The sequence below is a fragment of the Pelagicoccus sp. SDUM812003 genome, from assembly GCF_031127815.1.
Lineage (GTDB): Bacteria > Verrucomicrobiota > Verrucomicrobiia > Opitutales > Opitutaceae > Pelagicoccus.
On the sequence record NZ_JARXHY010000015.1, the window covers coordinates 138,673 to 161,240 of the forward strand.

The 22,568-nt window shown below is 48.2% G+C and carries 16 protein-coding genes; 11 read left to right on the forward strand and 5 right to left on the reverse strand.

The window, feature by feature from the left end; genetic code table 11:
- Positions 1-183: 183 nt before the first annotated feature.
- The 7 genes from QEH54_RS18380 to QEH54_RS18410 all read left to right on the forward strand — a co-directional run bounded on the left by QEH54_RS18380 (position 184) and on the right by QEH54_RS18410 (position 9,473).
- Positions 184-1,560 (forward strand): hypothetical protein, encoded by a 1,377-nt coding sequence (locus QEH54_RS18380; RefSeq protein ID WP_309020168.1) that lies wholly within the window; start codon positions 184-186, stop codon positions 1,558-1,560.
- Between the two features lie 9 nt (positions 1,561-1,569).
- Positions 1,570-2,544, forward strand: coding sequence for a glycosyltransferase family 2 protein (locus QEH54_RS18385; protein ID WP_309020169.1), 975 nt, complete (start codon positions 1,570-1,572; stop codon positions 2,542-2,544).
- The gene (locus tag QEH54_RS18390) at positions 2,537-3,724 is read left to right on the forward strand and encodes a glycoside hydrolase family 99-like domain-containing protein (protein WP_309020170.1); all 1,188 of its coding nucleotides are present in this window, start codon (positions 2,537-2,539) and stop codon (positions 3,722-3,724) included. Before QEH54_RS18385 ends, QEH54_RS18390 begins: the two co-directional genes overlap by 8 nt.
- A complete protein-coding gene (locus tag QEH54_RS18395; RefSeq protein ID WP_309020171.1) occupies positions 3,721-4,890 on the forward strand; it encodes a glycosyltransferase family 4 protein in 1,170 nt (389 codons plus the stop codon). Before QEH54_RS18390 ends, QEH54_RS18395 begins: the two co-directional genes overlap by 4 nt.
- A 32-nt stretch (positions 4,891-4,922) precedes the next feature.
- Complete coding sequence (locus tag QEH54_RS18400; RefSeq protein WP_309020172.1) at positions 4,923-6,170, forward strand: glycosyltransferase family 4 protein; 1,248 nt, start codon at positions 4,923-4,925, stop codon at positions 6,168-6,170.
- A gap of 13 nt (positions 6,171-6,183) precedes the next feature.
- Positions 6,184-7,542 carry an O-antigen ligase family protein gene (locus tag QEH54_RS18405; RefSeq protein ID WP_309020173.1) on the forward strand — a complete coding sequence of 453 codons (1,359 nt, stop codon included), beginning with the start codon at positions 6,184-6,186 and terminating at the stop codon, positions 7,540-7,542.
- Positions 7,543-8,354: 812 nt separating this feature from the next.
- The gene (locus QEH54_RS18410) at positions 8,355-9,473 is read left to right on the forward strand and encodes an acyltransferase (protein ID WP_309020174.1); all 1,119 of its coding nucleotides are present in this window, start codon (positions 8,355-8,357) and stop codon (positions 9,471-9,473) included.
- Positions 9,474-9,539: 66 nt separating this feature from the next.
- Here the strand turns inward: QEH54_RS18410 and QEH54_RS18415 are convergent, their stop codons facing one another.
- The 4 genes from QEH54_RS18415 to asnB form a co-directional block, all read right to left on the reverse strand.
- Positions 9,540-10,700: an acyltransferase gene (locus tag QEH54_RS18415; protein ID WP_309020175.1), complete on the reverse strand. Its 1,161-nt coding sequence runs from the start codon at positions 10,698-10,700 to the stop codon at positions 9,540-9,542.
- A gap of 165 nt (positions 10,701-10,865) precedes the next feature.
- Positions 10,866-11,879, reverse strand: a complete 1,014-nt coding sequence (locus QEH54_RS18420; protein WP_309020176.1) for a hypothetical protein — start codon at positions 11,877-11,879, stop codon at positions 10,866-10,868.
- A 60-nt stretch (positions 11,880-11,939) separates the two neighbouring features.
- Positions 11,940-13,841, reverse strand: a complete 1,902-nt coding sequence (locus QEH54_RS18425) for a glycosyl hydrolase family 28-related protein (protein WP_309020177.1) — start codon at positions 13,839-13,841, stop codon at positions 11,940-11,942.
- Positions 13,842-13,901: 60 nt separating this feature from the next.
- Positions 13,902-15,845: an asparagine synthase (glutamine-hydrolyzing) gene (gene asnB, locus QEH54_RS18430; RefSeq protein WP_309020178.1), complete on the reverse strand. Its 1,944-nt coding sequence runs from the start codon at positions 15,843-15,845 to the stop codon at positions 13,902-13,904.
- A 218-nt stretch (positions 15,846-16,063) separates the two neighbouring features.
- Between asnB and QEH54_RS18435 the strand changes: the two genes are divergently transcribed.
- Genes QEH54_RS18435 through QEH54_RS18450 form a run of 4 tightly spaced genes read left to right on the forward strand, consistent with a single transcriptional unit; the run spans position 16,064 to position 21,100 of the window.
- The gene (locus QEH54_RS18435; protein WP_309020179.1) at positions 16,064-17,716 is read left to right on the forward strand and encodes an MBOAT family O-acyltransferase; all 1,653 of its coding nucleotides are present in this window, start codon (positions 16,064-16,066) and stop codon (positions 17,714-17,716) included.
- Between the two features lie 9 nt (positions 17,717-17,725).
- Complete coding sequence (locus QEH54_RS18440; protein ID WP_309020180.1) at positions 17,726-18,778, forward strand: SGNH/GDSL hydrolase family protein; 1,053 nt, start codon at positions 17,726-17,728, stop codon at positions 18,776-18,778.
- A gap of 45 nt (positions 18,779-18,823) precedes the next feature.
- Positions 18,824-19,891, forward strand: a complete 1,068-nt coding sequence (locus tag QEH54_RS18445; protein ID WP_309020181.1) for a glycosyltransferase family 4 protein — start codon at positions 18,824-18,826, stop codon at positions 19,889-19,891.
- Between the two features lie 21 nt (positions 19,892-19,912).
- Positions 19,913-21,100, forward strand: coding sequence for a hypothetical protein (locus QEH54_RS18450; protein WP_309020182.1), 1,188 nt, complete (start codon positions 19,913-19,915; stop codon positions 21,098-21,100).
- A 44-nt stretch (positions 21,101-21,144) separates the two neighbouring features.
- Here the strand turns inward: QEH54_RS18450 and QEH54_RS18455 are convergent, their stop codons facing one another.
- Positions 21,145-22,299: a glycosyltransferase family 4 protein gene (locus QEH54_RS18455; RefSeq protein ID WP_309020183.1), complete on the reverse strand. Its 1,155-nt coding sequence runs from the start codon at positions 22,297-22,299 to the stop codon at positions 21,145-21,147.
- Positions 22,300-22,568: the final 269 nt, after the last annotated feature.

The window sequence follows — 22,568 nt, forward strand, 5'->3', positions numbered from 1 at the left end:
CAAAACACGTATCCTCTCATGAGTCGAATTAGCGACATTATAAAGAGTCTCCTTGCGGGTCGCGGCTACACCCTGGAAAAAGAAGTACCCGAGACTCCTCCTACGCTCAATAGGGTCCTCGAGCGAATCAGGGACTCTTCGAAAGAGCCCCCCCACGTTCTTTGCATCGACAACGAAGTACGTATGCAATCGGAACTCCTCGATGTGTTTTCTCTGGCCCAAGTGTCTTTTGCCACCCCCCTTGAAGACTCTCCCGCATCCGCACCACCCAGCAAACCGTCAGGAAGTTTTCTCGCAGTTATCGATGTCGATACCCATCCGCTGGATACACTTTTTAGCTCCTTCCCTTGGTTGAGCGAAGCGAATGATATATTGGTCTGCGCCAGACTCGGTTCTTACGTATGCTCTAAACTCGATGCCACTTCCCAAAACCACTTGATTGAACGAACAGGCTTCAGGATCCAAGACGCTCTCATACCTCAACGACTCTCCTATATTCAATCTTCTTCAGCCCGAGTCGTACTTCATTACGCAAAGACCGACACCAGTCTAACTCAAGCCGAACGGTACCGCTGTAATGAGGCCCTCGCCTTCCTAAGCCAGCCTATAGCCTCCTCCACCCAGAGCCGTCTGCTCGCTGGACGAGGAAGCTTCGGCTTCCAGGCAGGAGTGTTCAACCCCGGTGCCATCCAAAAGGACGGCAAGACCCGTCTGCTCGCCCGAGCGGAACGAGCCCCCTGGCACGTGCAAAAGCGTGATCCATCGAAATTCTACGTCTCCGCCGAGGCCCTTCTCCTTACCCTCGACTCCGAGCAAACTATCGAAGCAGCTAGGCGGGTTCACCAAAAGATGCCGCCCTCGAAAACACCTTCTCGCACTGAAGACTTCCGGCTCTTCAGTTGGCTTGGCCAAACCTATTCCAACCATGCGGTACTCAGTGAACCAGAAGCCAAAGCGTCCGCGCAACAGACCATCGCCTTCGACCAACTAAAATCGTCGGTGGCAATCTCGACCCTCGATATCGAAACCGGAACGCTCACCTGGCAAGCCTACCCCAGCCTCGACCGACCCATCCAGCGCATCGAAAAGAATTGGGCCTTCTTCACGCAAGGCGACGAGCTCTATCTGCTCTACTCCACTAGCCCTTATATTCTTCTCAAAGCAGACAAAACAAAACCATGGCACTTCCAAACGATCATTGAAGAACCGATTGGCTTACCGATTGATGGAGACGGCCTTTCTATTCGCAATAGCATAAATCCTATCGACTACGACCAAGACCACCTCCTGCACATTGTGCATAAGGTGTATCCAGATAAAACGTATGCCTACTGGGCACTTTTAATAAACAAAATCAACCTTCGTACCTGTAAGGTTAGCAATCGCCCACTTATCGCCAACCACCAGAGCCGAAGTTCTTCAATCTGCTACCTTAGCTCTACAGTTCTATCCAAAGGAAAGCTAGAACTCTTCACCGGCTTAGACGACTCTTCACTTTCGACGACCGAGGTTTCAAAGGAATTACTCGAAACGACCTGGGTGCCGCTAACCTGTCAATAACCAGCGAAGATGAGTATTCCAAATAGAGCTCCTCAATCAGCTTGCGTCATCATAGCAAGCTACAACCGACCCGATCTGCTCAAACAAACGCTTGAGTCCCTCGAATCAGTTTCACCAGTCCAGAATCTGGATACGAGTATACTAATAATCGAGAACGGAACCAGCGCTCCAACGTTGAATCTCGATTCCGACAGAATCGGCCCGTTCAAGGTCCAGTACCTCCATACTCCCATTCAAGGAAAATCAGCAGCCCTAAATCTGGCAGTCAAAGAGACCAAAGCTGACATATTGGCTTTCACGGATGACGATGTAAGATTTCCGAGAGATTGGCTCTTTGAGATAACTGAACCTATCATCTCCAATGAAGCAGACGTCACTGTTGGAGGCTGCAGAATATCAGAGGAATTGAATCGCAAATGGATGACACGCTACCATAGACCGTTTTTAGCATCCACCGAATACCTAGACGACACAGATCCTTCCGAATTCGCCGGAGTAAATTATGCATGCCACCGTCGAGTCTTTGAAAAAGTGCCCGAGTTCGACACGGAACTTGGGGGAGGTGGACTTGGCAATTGCGAAGACTCGATTTTCGCCAAGCAATTGAAACAAGCAGGGTTTCGCTTCGCTTCAAAAACTAAGAACTTCGTAATACACCATCCCGATTCCTCTCGTTTGAAATACCAAAGCTGGTTAAAAGCCTCCGCAGCTAAGGGAAAGTCCGAAGCATACGTTCTGCACCATTGGGAACATCGCAGCATCGCTTTCCCTTTACTCAAATTGGCTTGGTTAAAAACCAAGCTATCCACAAGAAGCCTGCTCTCCTCCAAACAACCACGGATCGAAGAGGGCATCAAAGCTTGGGAAATGAGTTATCGTGTCGATATCGCTATTATCTCTCACTATCTAAAAATTCACAAAGAGCCTTACAAATACGATCTGCTAGGGCTGAAAAAGCTAACGCCAAACGAGAACAATGCCTAAAGCAAAGCTTATAGCGATTCACTTACCCCAGTACCATCCAACAAAAGAAAACGACGAATGGTGGGAGAAAGGGTTTACCGAGTGGACAAATGTCACCAAAGCAAAGCCACTCTTCACCAATCACTACCAGCCAAGACTGCCGGCCGATCTAGGTTTCTATGACCTTCGCGTTCCTGAAGTCCGTGCTGCTCAAGCCGAGCTTGCTCGAAATGCCGGTATCGAAGGATTTTGCTACTGGCACTATTGGTTTGATGGTAAGAAGCTCCTTGAGCGACCCGTCGAAGAAATTGTCAAATCAGGAGAACCAGATTTCCCCTTTTGCCTCGGTTGGGCAAATCACACCTGGAGCAGCCATTGGATCGGTGCTGAACGAAGAACCCTCATCGAACAGACCTACCCGGGGCCCGAAGATCACGAGAAGCACTTCTACGACGTGCTGCCCGCACTAAAGGATCAACGCTATATCTGTGTTCACAAGAAACCGATGTTTGTCATTTTTAGGCCCGCAGAGATTCCCAACTGCAAAGACTTTATCGATCAGTGGCAGCGCTTAGCCAAAGAAAACGGACTGAACGGTATTCATTTCGTAGCTCACTTGTTCGATGACGAGCTCGAATACCCGTATTCAGAAAATGGCTATGATGCAGCTGTCGTCACGAACGAACTAAAGCTAATGAAACGACGTTTCGGCGACATCGTAGGGAGGCGCTTAAAAAACGCAAATTCCCAATCTAGCCTCTCCAATAAAGTGTTTGGCTATCTCGATACTCTTAAATGCATCACCAGATTGACCGCGCTTAGAACCTTACAAAGACTTCTTCGCCGCCCCGGAGGTATCCATTATTACGAAGATGCCCTTCTCTTTTTAAAGGCAGAAGGACCAGCGAAAAAGGGGCAATATCCATCGATCGTCCCCGGCTGGGACAATACAGCACGAGCTGGAAGGAAGGGAATTGTACTACACAATTCCACACCAGAAAGATTCAAGTCTCACGCGGTAGATATATTAAAATCAGTTTCACAAATTCCCGAAGAAGAACGCATCGTTTTTATCAAATCGTGGAATGAATGGGCGGAAGGAAACTACATGGAGCCCGATCGGAAATATGGCACTGCGTATCTCGACGCATTGAAAGAAGCGATTTCAGAAACAGAAACACCAAACGCGAATACACCATGAGCCGGCGTATATTATTCATATCTCACTCGGCTGCTCGCACTGGAGCCCCAATCGGGCTCCTTGCATTCATGCGTTGGGTCGTCGAGAACACCGATTACAAGATCTCCACGATTCTTAAAAGCACGGGACCGCTCGAGTCTGAGTTTCGAGAACTCGGCCCCTGCCTCGTTCTCAGAACCAATAGCATCTTCAACAACAGAATCGGTAGAAAAATCGCTAAGGCTCTACCGCAGAGCCTGACGTCACAGTATCGAGCGGTCCATTCATTCCTACAAGGCAAGAATATCGACGTTATCTACTCCAACACGTCGACCAACGGAGAGCTTCTGACCGAACTTGCCAAATACGGAATCCCCGTTCTCACCCATGTACACGAACTCTCCTATTGGATAACGCAAGCGGGTGAGAAAAACTGGAACGAAACGAAAAAAGCATCCTCGTATTACGTAGCTGCCTCACATGCCGTACGCGACTACATCGTAGAAGAAAAAGGCATTCCCAGCGAACAAGTTTCAGTCGTTTACGAACACATAAGGGAGCTCCCAGAAATTCCCACGCCGGAAAAGAGGCAAAAAGCCCGCAATGAACTGGGCATATCAGATGAAGTCATCTTGATCGGAGGTTGCGGTTCTGAGTACTGGCGCAAAGGAAAAGATCTAATTCCTCAGCTACTAATTGAACTTCGAAAGCTACGCCCCGACATAAGCTTCCATTTCCTCTGGCTCGGCTCGAATTGGTCCGACCACGATGAATACACGCTCAGCTACGACCTCAAAACTGCCGGTTTCTCAAGCCATTTCCACAATCCAGGAGAAGTAAAAGATCCCTTCTCGCTCTACGCAGCCCTAGACAGTTTCGCACTGCTCTCACGAGATGACCCCTATCCACTCGCCTGCTTGGAAGTGGCAGCCATGCAGATCCCCATCGTCTGCTTCGAAAACTCGGGAGGCATCCCAGAACTAACCCACAGGGACGCTGGGTTAACAGCTCCTTATCTAGATATGGCGGCCTTCGCCCAAAGCTTAATCAAGCTTACAGAGTCAACCGAACTCCGCGAGCGGATCACCAAAAACGCGCGAATCAATGTTGACCAAGAAAGCACCCTAGAGGCTACCGCTCCGAAACTACTCGAAGCCCTAGAGGATGCAGCAAAACTTGACAACTAGCCGCGACTTTGAGCAGCACCCCAATCGGCAAAATGAAAATACTAAGATTCGCTCACTGCTTTAACTCTGGAGGAGGAACCGAACGCTACCTTGAGGATCTGGACACTGCTCTTCTTGCGAAGAATCCATTCACCATATTCCGAATTCAATTCTCAGAGACGGGGGAGAAGGAAATAAGCGAAAAGCAAGTCGGCCTCGGAAAAGTCATCACCATAGGACTTCCAAGACATTCAGACGACAAGGGACCCAAGCAGGAGCGAACTCAATCGAGGGCAAAGGAGCAATTTAGAAACCACGTACTCTATAACCCGCTAGTTTGGAATGCCTTCACTAAACGTAAAATAGCGAACTACGCGCTCAAAAAAGAAGCCGGCCAAGTGATCGGTGCAGGGGTTGCCGCAAAAGAGATTTTTAGAAACCACAAAATCGACCTTTGTATGATGCACTTTTTCGGAGGCTCAGACGCCGAAGAAGTCATTCTTGCAGCTCGAAAAGTGAAAGTCCCCATAGCCGTACAAAACCACTACTCCAACGACCGCTTCCTTCATCTCGCGATCAGAAAACACGCCATGTTAGCTGATGCGACAAGCGGAGTCAACTCCCTGCAAGTTCCAAAATACCTGAAGGGCCAGTTTCACAATCTTTCCGACGGGATCGACACAGAATTCTTCACCCCAATCGAAATAGACCTTGAAGCACAGAAGAACGAACAAGTCATCCTCTTGCCCGCCCGCGTCGTGCCGGAAAAAGGACAGGAAGATCTAATCGAAGTCCTTTCCAAACTCCACCAGGACTTTCCTAAAGCCCGAATCGCCTTCGCCGGAAGAGCGACTGATGAAGTTTTCAACAAAAAGCTGCGCCAAAAAGCGGAACAATACGGCATTCTTCAAAATGTAGAATTCCTTGGCGACCTAGATGTGCATCAGCTGAAGCAGCAATACCAAAGATCCTCCTTGGTCGCTTTTCCATCTTACCATCACGAGGGATTGGGCCGCATAATCGTGGAGGCCCAATCGATGGAAAAACCCGTAGTTGCATACGCGACTGGGGGAGTCCCAGACGGAATAAAGGACGAAGAAACAGGTTTCTTAGTGAAAACAGGAGACATCAAAGGCATGACCCAAAAACTAGCAGTCCTTCTTAGGTCCGATAACCATAGGACAGCCATGGGACAAAAGGGCCGCAAATACGTACTAGAGTACTTTAGCTTGGAAGCTCTAGCAGCAAGACACCTTGCGTTTTATCAGGAGGTAGCCGTAAACAAATCAACACAAAAGTAGGGCCCCAAAGTCCATGCCTCCAACTCTAGCACTTTTACTAACAGTTGCGTTTATAGTATTCGCAATTTCTCGTGAAAAACAAAGAGCTGAAAGAGCTAGTTTAGCCATTATATGGCCGTTCCTATGGTATTTGGTAACGTCCAGCCGACCAGTCGGTGTTTGGTTCTCCATTTGGAACATACCGATTTTATCTGCAGGAGGTGCTGCAGAAGGAAGTCCTGCAGACCGTCTTTTCTACGCAACTCTCACCCTTATTGGCTTCATAGTCCTCTACCAGAGAAACCTAAACTGGTCCCAACTGTTTTCCAGAAACAAGCTACTTATTGCTTTCCTAGTCTTCCTATTTCTTAGCATAACCTGGTCAGACTACATGAGCGTCTCTTTCAAGAGATACATAAAACTCCTGGGCTCATTCGCGATGGCTCTAATAATCCTCACAGATCGCAATCCCCTTATTGCTCTAACAACCGTAATACGCTGGACCGCCCTGATCCACGTACCACTTTCCATACTCTTCATACGGTACTTCAGGCATCTTGGTGTTTCATTTGACTGGAGCGGCACCGCTTACGCCTGGAATGGATTATCTACAAGCAAAAACACGCTAGGGCAAGTCGTTGTCATAGCGGCAATATACTTTCTTTGGGAAGTTTCTAAAAACTGGAAAACCCACAAGTTCAAAAGCATAAACTTCGTCTATCTACTCTTATCGCTCTATTTACTGAAGGGATCGGACAACTCAGTCAGTATGACATCTGTTTCGATCTTTGCCTTGTCAGTCTTCATATTTTATCAACTCCACAGAATCCGAAACAAAAGCCAAAATTACTACGGATTCATCAAACTAGTGATGACTGGGACTTTTTTTCTTTTGGGCTTCATGATACTACACAGCATCTACATCTTCTCGGAAGACTCTCCACTCGGCTGGCTCATCACCAAACTCGGCCGTGATATAACATTAACGGATCGGACGTACATTTGGAGTGATGTCTACCGAATAGCAGCTGACAGCCCCCTACTGGGGACCGGTTTTGGTGGGTTTTGGATAGGTAAAATCGCGAACATTCCTTGGAACGCTTCAATGACTTGGGTATTAACCCAATCCCACAGTGGCTACATAGACACCTACCTTCACACAGGCATCATAGGGGTAATCTTTCTTGTATCAATAATCAACAAAACAAGCAAAAGACTATCCCTGTTTATCCACGAAGATTTCACACTCGGAAGACTTTTGATAATCATCTTTTTAGCGATCGTATACATCAACATAACTGAATCCACATTTCTCCGAGGCGATCACCACATGTGGTTTCTCTTCCTTTTAACAGCAATTAGCATACAGGTACCAGCAAGCAAAGGCAGCTAACTGGAGACATGAAACTTTCCATTGTGAGGACCGATTCCTACTGTTCATATGAATTCAAAACGCCATACGAGAGAAAACCCGCTTACTAGATTTAGCGATTTTCAAAAAACGTAAGCGTGTCGCGAAGCGCCACGCTTACCTACGAGGCGGACATCGAAGTCGTCGTTCACGGCAATGCCGAGGCGAGAGAGGCTGCGCAGGTGGTTGAGGGTCTACCAGAAAAGCTCCTGCATGAGCGTCGGGTGTTGCGCACAGGTGCGCTCGCCCCGCGAAGCATGCCCAGGCGCGATGCGCGAAGCGCGGTCGCGTCTCAGACGTCCGCAAGCGAGATGCTGTGACAAAGCTGGGCGAAGAGCAGACTGACGACATGACTCCACGCCGAGAACGTCCGAGCGTATTTCTCCTGCTCGAGTTCCCGTGCGATCTTCGCGGTCGCGTGGGAAGGTATGAACTTGCAAAGCTGGGCGAGTACGCAGAGCCTCGTTCTGGCTGGTCTTTTTCTTTTATTCACTCGCCAATTCTTGGTGGAATCGGCGGCCAGCCACCTTCTTTTTATCCTGCTTTCAACTACAGTCCATGGGATGACTGTGACTCGTTTTCATATCTTTAACTTATAGTCACTTAAAATGATAGATTGACATAGAAGGCGATGCCCCCCCTTGAGACCAAAGTGGTTTTTACAGCGAACAAAACCAAGATCCTCGAATCCAATCTGGACAACCTCCCTTTACCGAATACCTCTTGACACCAGAATCCAACCCGAGAGGCCTCGTTATTTCTAGCAGATAAAAAGTGTGATCGGTTCATGCGAAATGAGTGAGAAAAAACTTAAAAAGTACGAATACATCGACGCCCTAAGAGGCATAGCGATCCTTGCCGTATTTATGATACATGTGGCTCAAACAGCAACCCCATCATCGAGCGCATTGATTCGAATCACAAACTTCGGGCATTTAGGAGTACAACTCTTCTTCTTGACCAGTGCCTTGACACTTTTCCTTTCAATGGCGTCCAGAAAGGGAAACGAGAGCCACCCAATCACGTTCTTTTTTATCAGACGTTTCTTCCGAATAGCGCCAGCATTCTATCTGGCACTGATTGTCTACCTCATCCACAACGGCACATCAGCCAGCTATTTCGCCCCCAACGGAATATCTTGGTGGCATATAGCAAGCACTGTCTTCTTTATCCACGGATGGCACCCAGAGACCATAACATCTGTAGTCCCAGGAGGCTGGTCCATTGCAGTAGAGATGACATTCTACGCAATAATCCCATTCCTGTTTAAGACGATCAAATCAACGCATACCGCTGTAGCTGCCTTTATCGGATCCGTGATACTATCAATCATAGTACACACCATCCTCATCAATCACCTCCTGCCCTTCTTTCCTCAAAACGAGCAATACCTCGTGAAGGATTTTGCATACTTAATGTTCTTCAATCAACTTCCCGTTTTCATTCTCGGCATCCTCATCTACCATTTAATAAAATCGGAGGCTTTGAGGAAAAACTCAGACACATCATTGCTCTTCTCATCCCTTTCGCTCCTCCTCCTTTTTATGACCTACATGGGCTCTCCTCCTCCTCTCAAAATGCCCGAGCACATCTACTCCAGCATATGCTTTAGCCTACTAATAATATCCCTCTACGCTCACCCGCTCCCCCTTATTGTAAATAAACTCACAGTCTCAATTGGAAAACTAAGCTTCAGCCTGTACCTAAGCCATTTCCTAGTAATCGATTTGCTAAAAACCTTCGTTCCAGATGGATTTCACCTAAACAAGAATATAGGGTTCATTGCATTTTTCTCAGCCGCTTTTGCGCTATCAGCAACGATTTCTTACATTAGCTACAGGACCATAGAAGCAAATGGCATTAAGCTTGGCAGAAAGATCATTGCACGAATTCAGAAAAAGGCAGCACAGTGACCAACAAACAGGCGTTGGCATAAGGATTGGCTAGCGCCTTTCGGGTTCATCACGACAAGTGACAGGTCAGGAATAACCCCCAGCAACTCTCTGACGCCAAGTCTCAAAAGGCTGCAAGAAAACCCGCTGCAGTAGATACGATAAAACCAACACGGTTAAAGTCGTAAACTCACCTTGCAGCATGGGCACATTAAAACGCGAGCAATAAGCCCCTACAATCAAAGCAATGGTGAAGTGCAGCAAATAGACAGGATAGGACAACTCACCTAGATTCCTATCCCACTTGAGATCACGAGACAGGGTAAATAGAATCGGTATGATTATAACCCACAATGCCATCAGCAACTGCCCAGCCCCCCAAGCGAGGAGATCGAAATGCTCAACTGAAGAGCGATGCAAAATAGACGAGAGGTGGGTGTGTCCAAACAAGAACAGCAACAAACAAGCCCCAAAGTAGGGAATCGTGCACCACCCCAAATAGTTGCAAAAAGCAGCGGACCGTTTTCTCAGCTTCCTGAAATACAGAGGATTAGACAACATCAGACGGCACCCCAGCATCCCCAACAAAAAATTAGAAAGCTCAAAAGGAAAGAACCTGTATGACCATGGGTCGTTAGTGAGCCCTGTCATACTGTAGAACCAAACACGCAAAACCAAGGAGGCCAAAGCCACCAAGGCGACCCTCTTCCAAGATAGTTTAGAAACGAGAACAGGAGCCAAAGCATAAAAAGCAAGCTCAACCCCCACAGACCACGCCTGCGGAATCCAGAGGTATAACCAAAGTGGTTTTTCGCTATTCTGAAAGTTCTGGGAAAACTGCAACATACCTTCTGGCGAAGATTCCAGGAACATGACCCAGTCCTGGAAAATCAGAGAAAAATTAGTGAAAGCCGCAAATGCGCTGGAAAAACTAACCCCCTCCCTCAAATCGACCGTCTGCGAGAGCGTGAGCCACCCGCCAAAGCCCAAGCCCCACCAGCAAAAAGACATCCCGACCACACATAGCAAAACAAGAAAGTAAGGTACATAGATTCTCAGGATTCGACTGCGATAAAAAGAAAGCACGCTTCCATATTTTCCGCTAGCGAGGACAAACTGCATATAGAATCCAGACACGATAAAGAATATCTGAACAGCCTCTCGGCCTGAGTGCATAGCCCAAGGAAGCACCTTCTCCGAATGGGCAGCAACCACACAAACCGCAAGATAGACTCTCAAGATGCCCATACCGCTAACTCACAGGCCTCTTTTTTTGATGTCCAGACAGACTTGGGCGTTTGATCGTGTATGTAAAATGTAGGCAGCACAAAAACGGAGTTAGCAAATTGCGTACCCAACGCTTCCGCCTGAAGTAGAATCCATGCAGCCAACAACACAGCCCCTTTGTAACAATCAGCGCAACAAGACCTTCAACCTCGACCGAAGCCTAAAAACCTTGCGCAGTCGTACAATGAGTGGAGGGGTGTATTTGTAAACATAGTTTACAGCTCCACATTCAGAGCCTGAACCTTCCTCCTTTTGCACTACCTCATCGGATCGGACTTGAACGTTGTCCACACCATAGCCCAACATCTTTTTCATATTCCGCGGGCTAGCATTCCAATCTCCCCTTTCGATGTAACCAGGAAAGCTGTAGCTCAAAATCTCTATGCCATCCACGCCTTTCATCTTGAAATAGCAAGGTTGATGAAGTCTCTTCAAACAACTCGACATCAGAGCGGAGCACCAACTGAATGTTGAATGGCCAATCACTAGTTCCTTAGCCCTCATAAATGTTATAATATCTTCGATGCGCCCCCCATGTTTCTTCAAAGAGACATTATCCCTTTTGAGTAGTTCAGAGATAACTGGATTCTTCATGTCCGGCTGAGTGACTAGCAATACACTCTTGTAATCTCCCCCATCAAGGATCCGCTCATAGTACGCTAAGGGCGGTTGTACGTAGCCTGGAACTCCCGAAGTGATCGCATCTTCGCTTTTCCAATCATCCCTGAAAACATCACCGCTTCGTACGTGAATAACCAAATCATAGGCCAAATCTGGAGTTTTCACTTGCTCCAGTTGCTCTGCAGTAAAGATCAAAGGACGTATATAATCTAACAAGATTTCTCTTCTTTCGGAGTCTAAGTCTAAAGCAAACTGAAAGCACTCTTCCTTCAGAAAAAAATCGCCTAACAGATTATTGTCGCAGTTAACATTCTCAGAGCTCCGAAAATCCAATTCACGCGAACGGAATATAGAATGCTCAGGAAACACCAGCAGTGAAGCTGTTCCCTTAGCTACATTGACCGCATTAGACAATTGAATTATATTATTCGCAAACCCACCAATCCATCGTTTAATCTCGATTTTATACCCAACTCCCTGAAGAACCTCCCCCGAGCCACCAAGCTTTACATTATCCATATTATTTAAGTAAAATAATCGCCCCCCCAAAAAAAAGGTGCCTATTAAGCCTGATCGATGCTATTTAAACCTCAAGTTGCTGGGATCGCTAGGCACTCGAGGTCCGAAACCAGGATGCGGATACAAATATGGCACGTAATGCAATGCCCAGCTACTTCCATTCCAGCGATACAACTCACCATCAGGCATTTCACCATTTGTCTCATTCCACTCTCCCTTATCTGTCACCCAAAAGCCGACTCCAACCTTTGTCGGCACTATTGCCCTCATCTCTGAGAAAGTTCCAACACCTACTCCACTTGACCCATCAAAGCCCCCCCCGTGGACCTGCCTGAAATAATCACGATCCGAGCGTACAACATCTTCCCAGCCAAAGCTCGCATTCTCGTCTCCAGTCTGGGACCTGTAATGATTAAGAGCTTCTTCTTTAATTACTTTGTAGCTAAGAGGCCACGCTGACCCTCCCTTCAAATTGTTCCAGACGTACATCGGTTGGCCTACCGCAGTACGCCAATCCCCTGGAGTTTGATACATACCCCTACCAATCTGATCACGAATCGGATAGTCAGCTGGAGTCTGAAAATTGGGATAAAACGCTCCGTTATTATTAAATACCCCATATTCGGTTAAATAAAACCAAGCCATATTGGAGGCATTTTCAGCATCTGCAGCATTATCGAAAACCATGCCCGTTCCTCCTCTCATTTCGATGGCTGGCCAGGCTCCATCTGTTTTAGTCCAACGATTGCCATACACCTCCATATGCCGCACGCCGAGCTGTGGACCCCCATTCGACCAAACGCCATGACCATCGACTTTAATGCCACCATTGATGGTGTTGTATCGAACGACAACTCGAGCGGCAGAATTCGCGTCGCAGACATAGCCCGATCCATTCCAAGTACAGTTCTCGATAAAAACATTATTCGAAGACCCGAGAGTATTCGGAACATCCCAAGCATTCGTAGGTCCTCTGACAAACACTAATTCAGCGTTCCCCGCGTCACCCGTAATTACACAGTTATCAATTAGTCCACGCTCTGAATATTGGATAAATCCGAAATAGCCCCCTTGTCCTCCTTGTTGTACATACTCAACCTCCGTCACCCGCCAATCCTTAGCCGCCCCTGTCGAAAACAGATTATTTTTGGCTTCTGGTGAATCGTAAAAACTAATCCCCTTCAGGGTAGCTCCATCCGTGAGAGAAATCAAAGTCGTGGTCCACCCCGGCGTTGCGTCCTTGCCAATATCAATGATCGTCTCTCCAATTCCAGCCCCCTGAAGAGTGACCGGTCTGTTGATCGAGATACCGCGATCCCAAAAGAATCGACCTTCGGGAATGCCAATAATATCGCCTGAACTAGAATCCTCGATCGCTGAACGGATTTGGAAATACTCCCCATTGGTTGTATACACATTCCCCTCCTTAGTCCACCCTGGAACTGGCGAGGAGTACTTAAACGACACGTGACCATGAGTAAGTCCCCAACCACCAGTACTGGTAAGCTCTCCTCCTTCAACGCGAGTAGCGCTCCCGAAAGCGCCAATGTCCTCTTTCCCGATAAACTCTCCTCCTCCTGGTAACCTAGGGCTACTATAAGCATTCACCCACTGGTCCCCTCCGCTTCTCTCGCTACTCATGAGTGCGATGACTTGATTAGGGCTGACCTCGATTGGCGTCGAGAGACGCCCCCAAACAAACTCTCCAGCGTTAACTCCTTTACAATCAACCTCAACCATCCCCATTAGAACATCAGATTCGAGATCATATACTGAAAGAGTGTGGCTTTGATTGTTGCCATGAAGAACCCAGCGACCAAGTTCCGTTATAACAACAGTCTCTCCTGAGAAGTTGGAAAAAAATGCACCAACCTCACCCTGGAAATCATTTCTATTTACATTCCCAGGTGAAACTACATTGTAAAACACAGTGTCCGCTAAAATTTCCTCTGAGGAGAACAAACAGAAGCTCGAAATTAACAGTATACTAAGGCGAAAACACATCACATTATCCTTCCAGTATTAGTTACCTATTTTCATATATCGCATCCACTCTTCCATTACAATCAGACTAAACAGAAGCTTGTGGTTATCTTGGCGACCGCTCTCGTGAGCTTTTCTTAACTTTCCTACCTCAGAATGATCTAGGTAGTTGAAAATCAGTGATTTTGAGTCCCCTAAAAAGTCGGCATGCTTTCCTTGTTCTTCAGACTTGAACCAGTCGTCGACCACGTTGACAGCAAACCCTCGCTTCTTTCGGTTCACGATCTCGCGAGGCAGATAAGACCCGCAAACTTCCTTATGCAGCCACTTTCGCTGGCGGCCTCTGACTTTCATCGACGCGTCGAGTTGCTGGGAAAACTCTACCACTTCTCTGTCAAGAAAGGGTACGCGAAGCTCTAAGCTATGCGTCATAGAAAGTTTGTCTGCATACATGAGCAACTCGTCCGGGAGCGACGAACGAATTTCAAGCATCTGAAAACCTCCGAGCTCATCGAGGTGCTCCATCTGTGGTTCCAACTCGGACCAACAATCAAGAACCACTTGCCCGGGATCTCTCGATACGAGGCCATCCTGGAACAAAGCGTCCACCTGAGAGCCTGGCATTAGACTGAATACATCTCGGTATCGGGCAAGCCTGTCTGATTGGTCGAGAGACTGAATGCCTCTCTTGAGCGTTTCCTGACGGGGCAGAGCTGAAATCGCTGCTCCCGCGGCTGATCGAACGAAGCTAGGCAGGCGTCTCCACTTCTCGCCATGAGCAACCCCCAAGTGACGGTTGTAACCACCAAAGAGCTCGTCCGGTCCCTGGCCAATCAGGGCTACGGTGACATCTTGGCGGGCGCGCTCGCTGACAAAGTACATCGGTACGATCGAGGAAGAGGCTATGGGCTCTTCTAAAATACTGACGATCCTTGGCAATTCGCTCTCGAATCGTTTTCGATCGATATGGACCGTGTGGTGATTCGAGCCAAGAAGCTTGGCCGTTTCAGCGGCGTCATCCAGCTCATCATCCTTGAAACTGCTGCCATAACCTACCGTGAAGGTTGGCCAATTCTTGCCATAAAGATTCATGAGCGAAAGCAACATGCCAGAATCCACGCCTCCACTTAGCAGCAGTCCCACGGGCACATCGCTCACAAGATGACGCTCCATTGCGTCCTTGTAGAGCTGAAGCAAACGCTCCTTAGCCTCGTCGTCAGTCAATGGAGGCGAGAAGCGTTTTGGCGTAAAGTCATAATAGCGACGCCGTTTCAAATTTCCATTCTCGACATATAGAGCTTCGCCCGGCGCTAGCTTTTTAATCCCTTCGTGAATCGTGTAGGGAGCTGGAGTATAGCGATACCTCAGAAACAGATTAAAGGCGACGGGATCCACATTCGGTTTCGTTGGAAGAACCGCGAGTATGGGACGAATCTCCGACCCAAAAAGGAGAGATCCATTCGATACATGGTAGTACACCGGCTTTATCCCCATAGGATCACGAGCCACGATCAAACGACGCTTGGAAACATCCCAGATGGCTAGTCCAAACATCCCGTTCAACCGATTTAGAATGGAATCACCCCATTCCAAGTAACCATGGAGAATGACTTCCGTGTCGCTCCCGCCCTTGAAGCTATGCCCCAATTCGAGAAGCTCCTTCCTCAACTCACGAAAGTTGTAGATTTCTCCATTGAAAATGATCCATGCGCGTTGATCTGGATCGCACATCGGCTGGTGCCCAGCGCTGCTGAGGTCGATGATCGACAAGCGCCTGAAGCCGAGCCCCAAACCGCCATCGACATGGATACCCGAATCATCCGGTCCGCGATGCGTGATGGTGTCCGCCATCCGTTCGATGGTTTCCCGTTCGACAGGTTGATTGGTCTTGAAGTTGAATTGGCCAGCTATGCCGCACATAGGTCTTTGTCTTGAAAGGATCTCAATCTTTGCGGTGGTCAGCACGATTGAAGCCAACGCCATGAGATCGCTAACTCGTAAACGGATCTCAGGCAGCACACTTTACCCAAACCCTATGGTCAAACTTCATTTAGACTTAGAGTTAAGATCTCAATTCATAGAATTTTCAACCCCTACGTCCCAAACTCGATTTCTCTCAATGAAACGAATTCATTGCCGATAGCTATTTAGTTGTAAAACGCCTTACCTGACTCTAGCCAGTTGCCGATTAGTCCCAAGCAATGCTCTTCAATAGCTTCGCCTTTCCCATCTTCTTCGCAGTTGTGCTGCTTGCCTACTGGCTGCTCAAGCGATCCATTCGCTACCAAAACGCGTTGCTGCTCATATCGAGCTACTTTTTTTACGGGTGGTGGGATCCACGATTTTTGACCCTCATCGCTATCTCCACGGCGCTCGACTACTCCTGCGCGCGACTAATTCAGGGCGACCGATTCAACGCGAGCGACCGGATCAAAGTTGGCGCCTTTTCCATTGTCTCCTTCACCCTTTTTCTCGGCCTTGACTTTTCGGCGCTCGGATCACTCGCCGAGTTCAACCTAACGCTGCTTTTTGAACCGCTTCTCGAAAACAGGTTTCTCATAGCCGGACTGTCGATAACCGTCGTAGTGTCGAGTTGCCTCGTTCCACTTGGGAATAAACTTACACTTGAAGCGAGGAAACGGCTCTTTGTTACAGTATCCGTCGTCTCAAACCTGGTAATTCTTGGGATCTTCAAATACTTCAATTTCTTCGCCAGCAGCCTTTCCGAGCTTCTTCAACTCGCGTTTGGGTACACCCCTAACGAACTGACTCTAAATATCATACTTCCGGTTGGAATATCCTTCTACACGTTCCAAACAATGAGCTACACGATCGACGTGTACCGAGGGAAACTCACGGCTTGCAGAAGCCTACTCGACTTAGCCACTTATGTCTCATTCTTTCCCCAACTGGTAGCCGGACCAATTGAACGCGGAGCGCACCTTCTTCCCCAGTTTCAGAAACCTCGAAGCGTTTCGATAGAAAACATCAAGAGCGGACTTTGGCTCATCCTTTGGGGACTATACAAAAAGGTGGTTATCGCGGACAATGTCGCAATCATAGTGAATACTACATTCGGCCCTTGGGACAAACTTGATACCGCCCTTACGACACCGCAAGACGGTGTTCGCATACTCGTCGCAGTGTACGCATTCGCTTTTCAAATCTACTGCGATTTCTCAGGATATAGCGACATCGCTCGGGGCACCTCCAAGCTGATGGGCTTTGACCTCATGCTAAACTTCAAACTGCCTTACTTTTCGAGATCTCCCTCGGAATTCTGGCAACGTTGGCACATCAGCTTATCTTCGTGGCTCAGAGACTATCTATACATTCCCCTGGGAGGAAATCGATCTGGTTCCTTCGGAACTTACCGAAACCTCATGCTAACCATGCTGCTTGGGGGATTGTGGCACGGCGCATCATGGACCTTTGTACTCTGGGGAGCATACCAAGGGGGAATCCTTGTAGCCTATCGATTATTCGCACCGAATATCGGGATTAAAGAGACGAAGGCATCAACCGCGCTTTTCCAGTGGTTTTTCATGCTTCAACTGACCTGTATCGGCTGGCTGATTTTTAGAGCGCGCAACATGGAAACGGTTCTGACTTTTCTCGAATCCATTTTCACAAGTCTTAAAATCTCTTCCGATGCGATCCAGAACCTAGGCACGCTGCTTTTCTACATTTGGCCACTTATCATCTTCCAGTTAGTCCAGTACTTCAAACGAGATATGGAGCCGACTCACAAATGGCACTGGTTCGCTCAAGTCAATATATGGTTGTTTCTCCTTTGGGGCATCATATCGCTAGCAAACAGAAGCAGCCAAGACTTCATCTATTTTGCATTTTAGTATAACCTCGTGAGCAAGACAAAAAGAATACTTTTATCGTTCGCCTTACTTCTGTACGGAGTCTTCTTCGGCGAGGTATTTCTGAGACTGTTTTCTCCAGTCCCCATGCTTCCTCGCTACGTCAAATCAACGCCTTATGGAATCCGAGGAAATAGCGAAAACAAGACCTATCGCCACAAAACAGCAGAGTATAATATCGAAATAAGAACAAACTCCAAAGGAATACGTTCGTATAACGAGATCCCCTACGAGAAACCAGCGAGCACGAAACGCATCGTTCTATTAGGAGATTCCTTCGCAATGGGATATGGGGTAAACCTAGAGGACACGTTTAGCCAAAGAATGCTCGAATATCTCCGAGCAGAACTCGATACGCCCTTAGAATTAATCAACCTCGCCACTTCAGGCCATGGCAATGGAGAGGAACTCATCGTGTTGAGAGAAGAAGGCCTCAAATACGAGCCAGATCTCGTATTGCTAAGCTGGCACCCGACGGACCTCGATGACAACATCCGCTCTGGACTTTTTGCGATCGACAACGGTGAGCTCGTTCAGACTTCTCAAGAGTACCTTCCCGCCATGAAAACGAGAGAGCGTCTCATGAACATTCCAGGATACGAGTTCCTGATCGCTCACTCCCAAGTCTACACCCTAGTCAGAGAAGAAGCTGCAAAAGTCATCAAGCGACTACTGGTATCAAGTCCGAAGAAATCAGCAGAAAAGACCAAAGCGGCCCCAACGGCTCCCACTTGGACTAAAGAAGATCTTAGCTTAGCAATCTTGAACGAAATCTATGAAGAGTGCGAAACGCGGAATGCTAACTTTCTCGTTCTCGATGTCCCAGAGCGGCTAAGCAGAACTTCTTTCCAGTCTCGATTTCCAAAGTCGAATACCGAACTCCCATACCCAGTTTTTTCACCCTTGAGCTCTTTCTCAAACGTGGAAGGCAACCCCAAACTCTACTGGGAAAAATCCCACGGTCACTTTACACCTCTAGGTTGCGATCTTGTTGGCCAAGGCCTCGCCAAAACCATTCTTAGTGAAGGACTTCTCGGCGACTAACACAAAGCAAAAGCATGCCTATCCCACAGCCATAAGCCTAACACTATGAAACGAGTTCTCCTCATCTCAAACAAGGTATTCCACTACCGAGTTTCCAACTACAACTATTTCCATCAACGCTTCCGCGAAGAGGGGTACGAGCTTTTCGTCAGAGCGGACGAATCACAGAAGAACAATCCCTACCCTATCGACTTCGACTACCAGGAAATCGATTTCAATTTCAAGCGGTACAAGGAAGAGATCCAAAAGATAAAGCCCGATGTTGTCTTCCTTTTCCTGCATCTCAAAAACCTGATCATCTGGCCTCTCATGCTCTGGTTGAAGGCGAAGGGCATTAAGTTCGTCTACTGGAACAAGGGTGTTAATCTCGAAGTGAAACACCGTTGGATTCGCGACAAGCCATTTCATCTCGTGCACTCGCTTAGCGATGCCATCCTGCTCTACTCGGAAAATGAGATCGGAGACATCAAGAAAAAGCATCATTCGAAACTTTTCGTAGCGAATAATACCATCAACCTGACAGCCTTCCCCAAGATCAGTGAAACAAAGGAAGAGATAAAGCAGGAGTTCAATATACTCTACAAGAAGTATGTTCTTTTTGTGGGAAGAATGCGACGCATCAAGCGAGTTGAGCACCTTATCGAAATATTCAATAGCATCGATGATCCAGACCTTGGATGCGTCATCGTCGGTGACTCCATGGACTACGATATTCCCTCGATGATCTCGAAGGAAAACATTCTCTATCTCGGCCAGGTCTTCGATCCCAAAAACGAGAAAGTAAGCAAACTGTTCAAAGCAGCCGACCTTTTCTGCATTCCCGGCGAGGTCGGTCTCGGTCTCAACGAGGCCTTTCATTGGGGACTTCCTGTGCTAACGGAGAATTGCTTCCAGCCCCCAGAGATTCAATACCTCAAAGATGGCATCAATGGCTACATGGTTGCCGAAAACGACACAGCTTCGTTGAAGGAAAAGCTGATGCTCCTACTAACAGACGATGCCCTCAGAGAAAAATTCTCCAAAAACGCGAAAGAGGAGATCGAGAAGAACGGATCCATCGAGAGGATGTTCTCCGGTTTTCTGGATACAGCCAATTTCCTCACTAACTCTTAAGTTCACTCGAACCGCAGCGCCTTGAAACAACAGATCCTATCCGTCCTCGAAAACTACTCAACCTGGCTTTCCCGATTCGGCGAAAAGTCACAGGACCACCAAGATTTTTTCGCCAGCAAAGTTGGGCGATCGGCAAAAAACCTATACTACAAGAGCCCTAAGATCGGTACGCTCGCCGTCGCTCCCATGGTGGCTTGTGAGGCGTTCTTCCCATGGACGCGCCGATTGTATTTCCCCAAACAGAGGCTACCCATATCCGACGCCCACTTCGCCATGGGATTCGCTGCCCTCTACCGACTGACGCAAAACGAGAGCCACCTTGAACGGTCAAAGCACTTCCTCCAAGTTCTCGAGGACACTCGTTGCCCTAAGTACTCCGAGTTCTGCTGGGGGTATCCATTCAATTGGCAAACCGTTCACTCTACGATCGAGGCGGGCACTCCTCTGATAACCACGACGCCCTACTGTTTCGAAGCCTTTCGAGACCTTCACCGAATTGACGGAAATGACAAGTGGCACGAAATCATGCTCTCCGTGGCGAAGCACGCGCTCGTGGACTACCAAGACGTGCCCACCGGAGATGAATCGGCCACTTGCACTTACATGCCCTACGGCCGTACTCATGTGGTAAATGCAAGCTCCTACCGAGCCGCCCTCCTCTATGCTGGCTGGAAACTGACGGGCGAAGACGCATACAAGGAAACCGCGGATCGAAACATACGCTTCGTGCTCGAATCGCAAAAGCCGGACGGTTCCTGGCCCTATGCCACCGACGGATCCAGAGACTTCGTCGACCACTTTCATACCTGCTTCGTCATGAAAGGGCTTATCAAGGTGAACACCTTCGCTCCCAACCCCGCGATCGAACGTGCCCTCGAAAAGGGAATCGACTACTACCTTGAGCACCTTTTCGACGAAGATGGCCTACCAAAACCGTTTGCCATCGCTCCTCGCATGACGGTTTACAAGCGCGAACTCTACGACTGCGCCGAGTGCATCAATCTGGGAGTCTTATTGAGGGGAACAAACTCCAAACTCGATGCCGCCGTCGATCACACAGTCAAAGAGATCACGTCAAACTGGGTTCAGAAATCAGGCGCTTTCCGAAGCCGCAAGTTGCTGGTCGGTTGGGACAATGTTCCCATGCATCGCTGGGGCGGTTCGGAAATGTTTAGAAGCCTGGCGCTCTATGCGGAATCGTGTTGCTGACATGGCATCAGGACACGGTCGAAATCAATAGAACAAATAAAAGCTCAAATAACGGGATCACCGATCGAATAAAGATCGGTGATTCGGCCACAAACGTTGCCCCAATCGAATCTCTTCCCGAGCTCGCGAATTTCATCCGGTTTGAATCGAGCCGAATTGGCAAAATACGATTTCAAGGCCCTAGTGAGATCAGCAACGTTTTCTCGTTCGAAGAGAATTCCAACTTCTGGCGTTACGTACTCTGCCATCGAACCAACATCTGACGCGACTATTGGTACCCCAAAGACAGGCGATAGAAACACCAGTCCACTCTGATATATGTTACGGTAGGGAAGGCACAGAACGTCGCTCGCTTTGAAATAGATCTCGATCTCCTCGTTAGGGATGAACTCTTCTCTCAACACCAGCTTTCCCTCTAGATCGGGACTTTTGAAGAGCTCTTGCACTCTCTCTTTGTAACTGGAACTTCGATACGTCCCAGCAACAACCAGCTTCAAATTCTCCAAAGGGATATCTTTCGCTGCTTTTAGCAAGAGATCCAATCCCTTGTACTCATCAATCTTGCCGAAAAACAAGACGACCCTATTGGTCACGGAGAGACCAATTTTGGCACGAGCTTCTTCTCGCGAAATCCCTTTCACCGGAACGACTTCATTCAGACCGAGTGAAAAGCGCTTCACCCTCCTCGAAGGGACATCAAAACAATCAATCAACTCGCTTCCAGAGCGCTGAGTGTTGGCGAGGAGGAAATCCGGAAACCGGTAGACACATCGGTACACCCAGCGAAACAGTCGACTGTCGGTTTTGCTATGAGGGAGCGTATTGTGGACCGTGTAGACAAAGCGAGCTCCCGAAAGCTTGAACAGCATGCCAAGGTAGAATGCCTCGAAGAGAACAAATTCATTCCTAAAGATACCTGTGAAATGAATAGCATTTGGCCGAAACCGCAGGACGAGAAGACTCAAACGGTAGTAGTATAAGAGCAAGTTGGCCATCTTTTCGACCGAGCGCCTGTCTTCGTCGTTGCTTCCCCTGAGATTCACGCAGCTCGCTCCCAGTCCAATCAGGGCATCGTGTGTGTCGTCGCAAGACACCACAAGGGGGCGGATATCGTTTGCCAGAAGGCCTTTTACAAAACCTACGGTGTAATTCACCTCAAACCCATGAGGTATCACGATGCATTTCTCTGCTTCTGGCATGTTCTTTCGTATAACGTCCTCCTTGGCAATGTATTGAGACAAGATCAAACAGAACCGATCTAGAGTTCAGCAAAGCACCGACGTCAAAATCGCTTCACAAAAAAGCCGCACGGCCAAAGCCGTGCGGCGAAAGTTTCAAGTGTTAGCTCAGAAGCCGACTACTTGCGGAAGCGACGAGCGATTCCAACGAGACCGAGAAGGCCGAATCCGAGAAGAGCGACGGTAGAACCAGTGTCTGGAACCTTGACGTCGGTATCGTGGCTACCGCC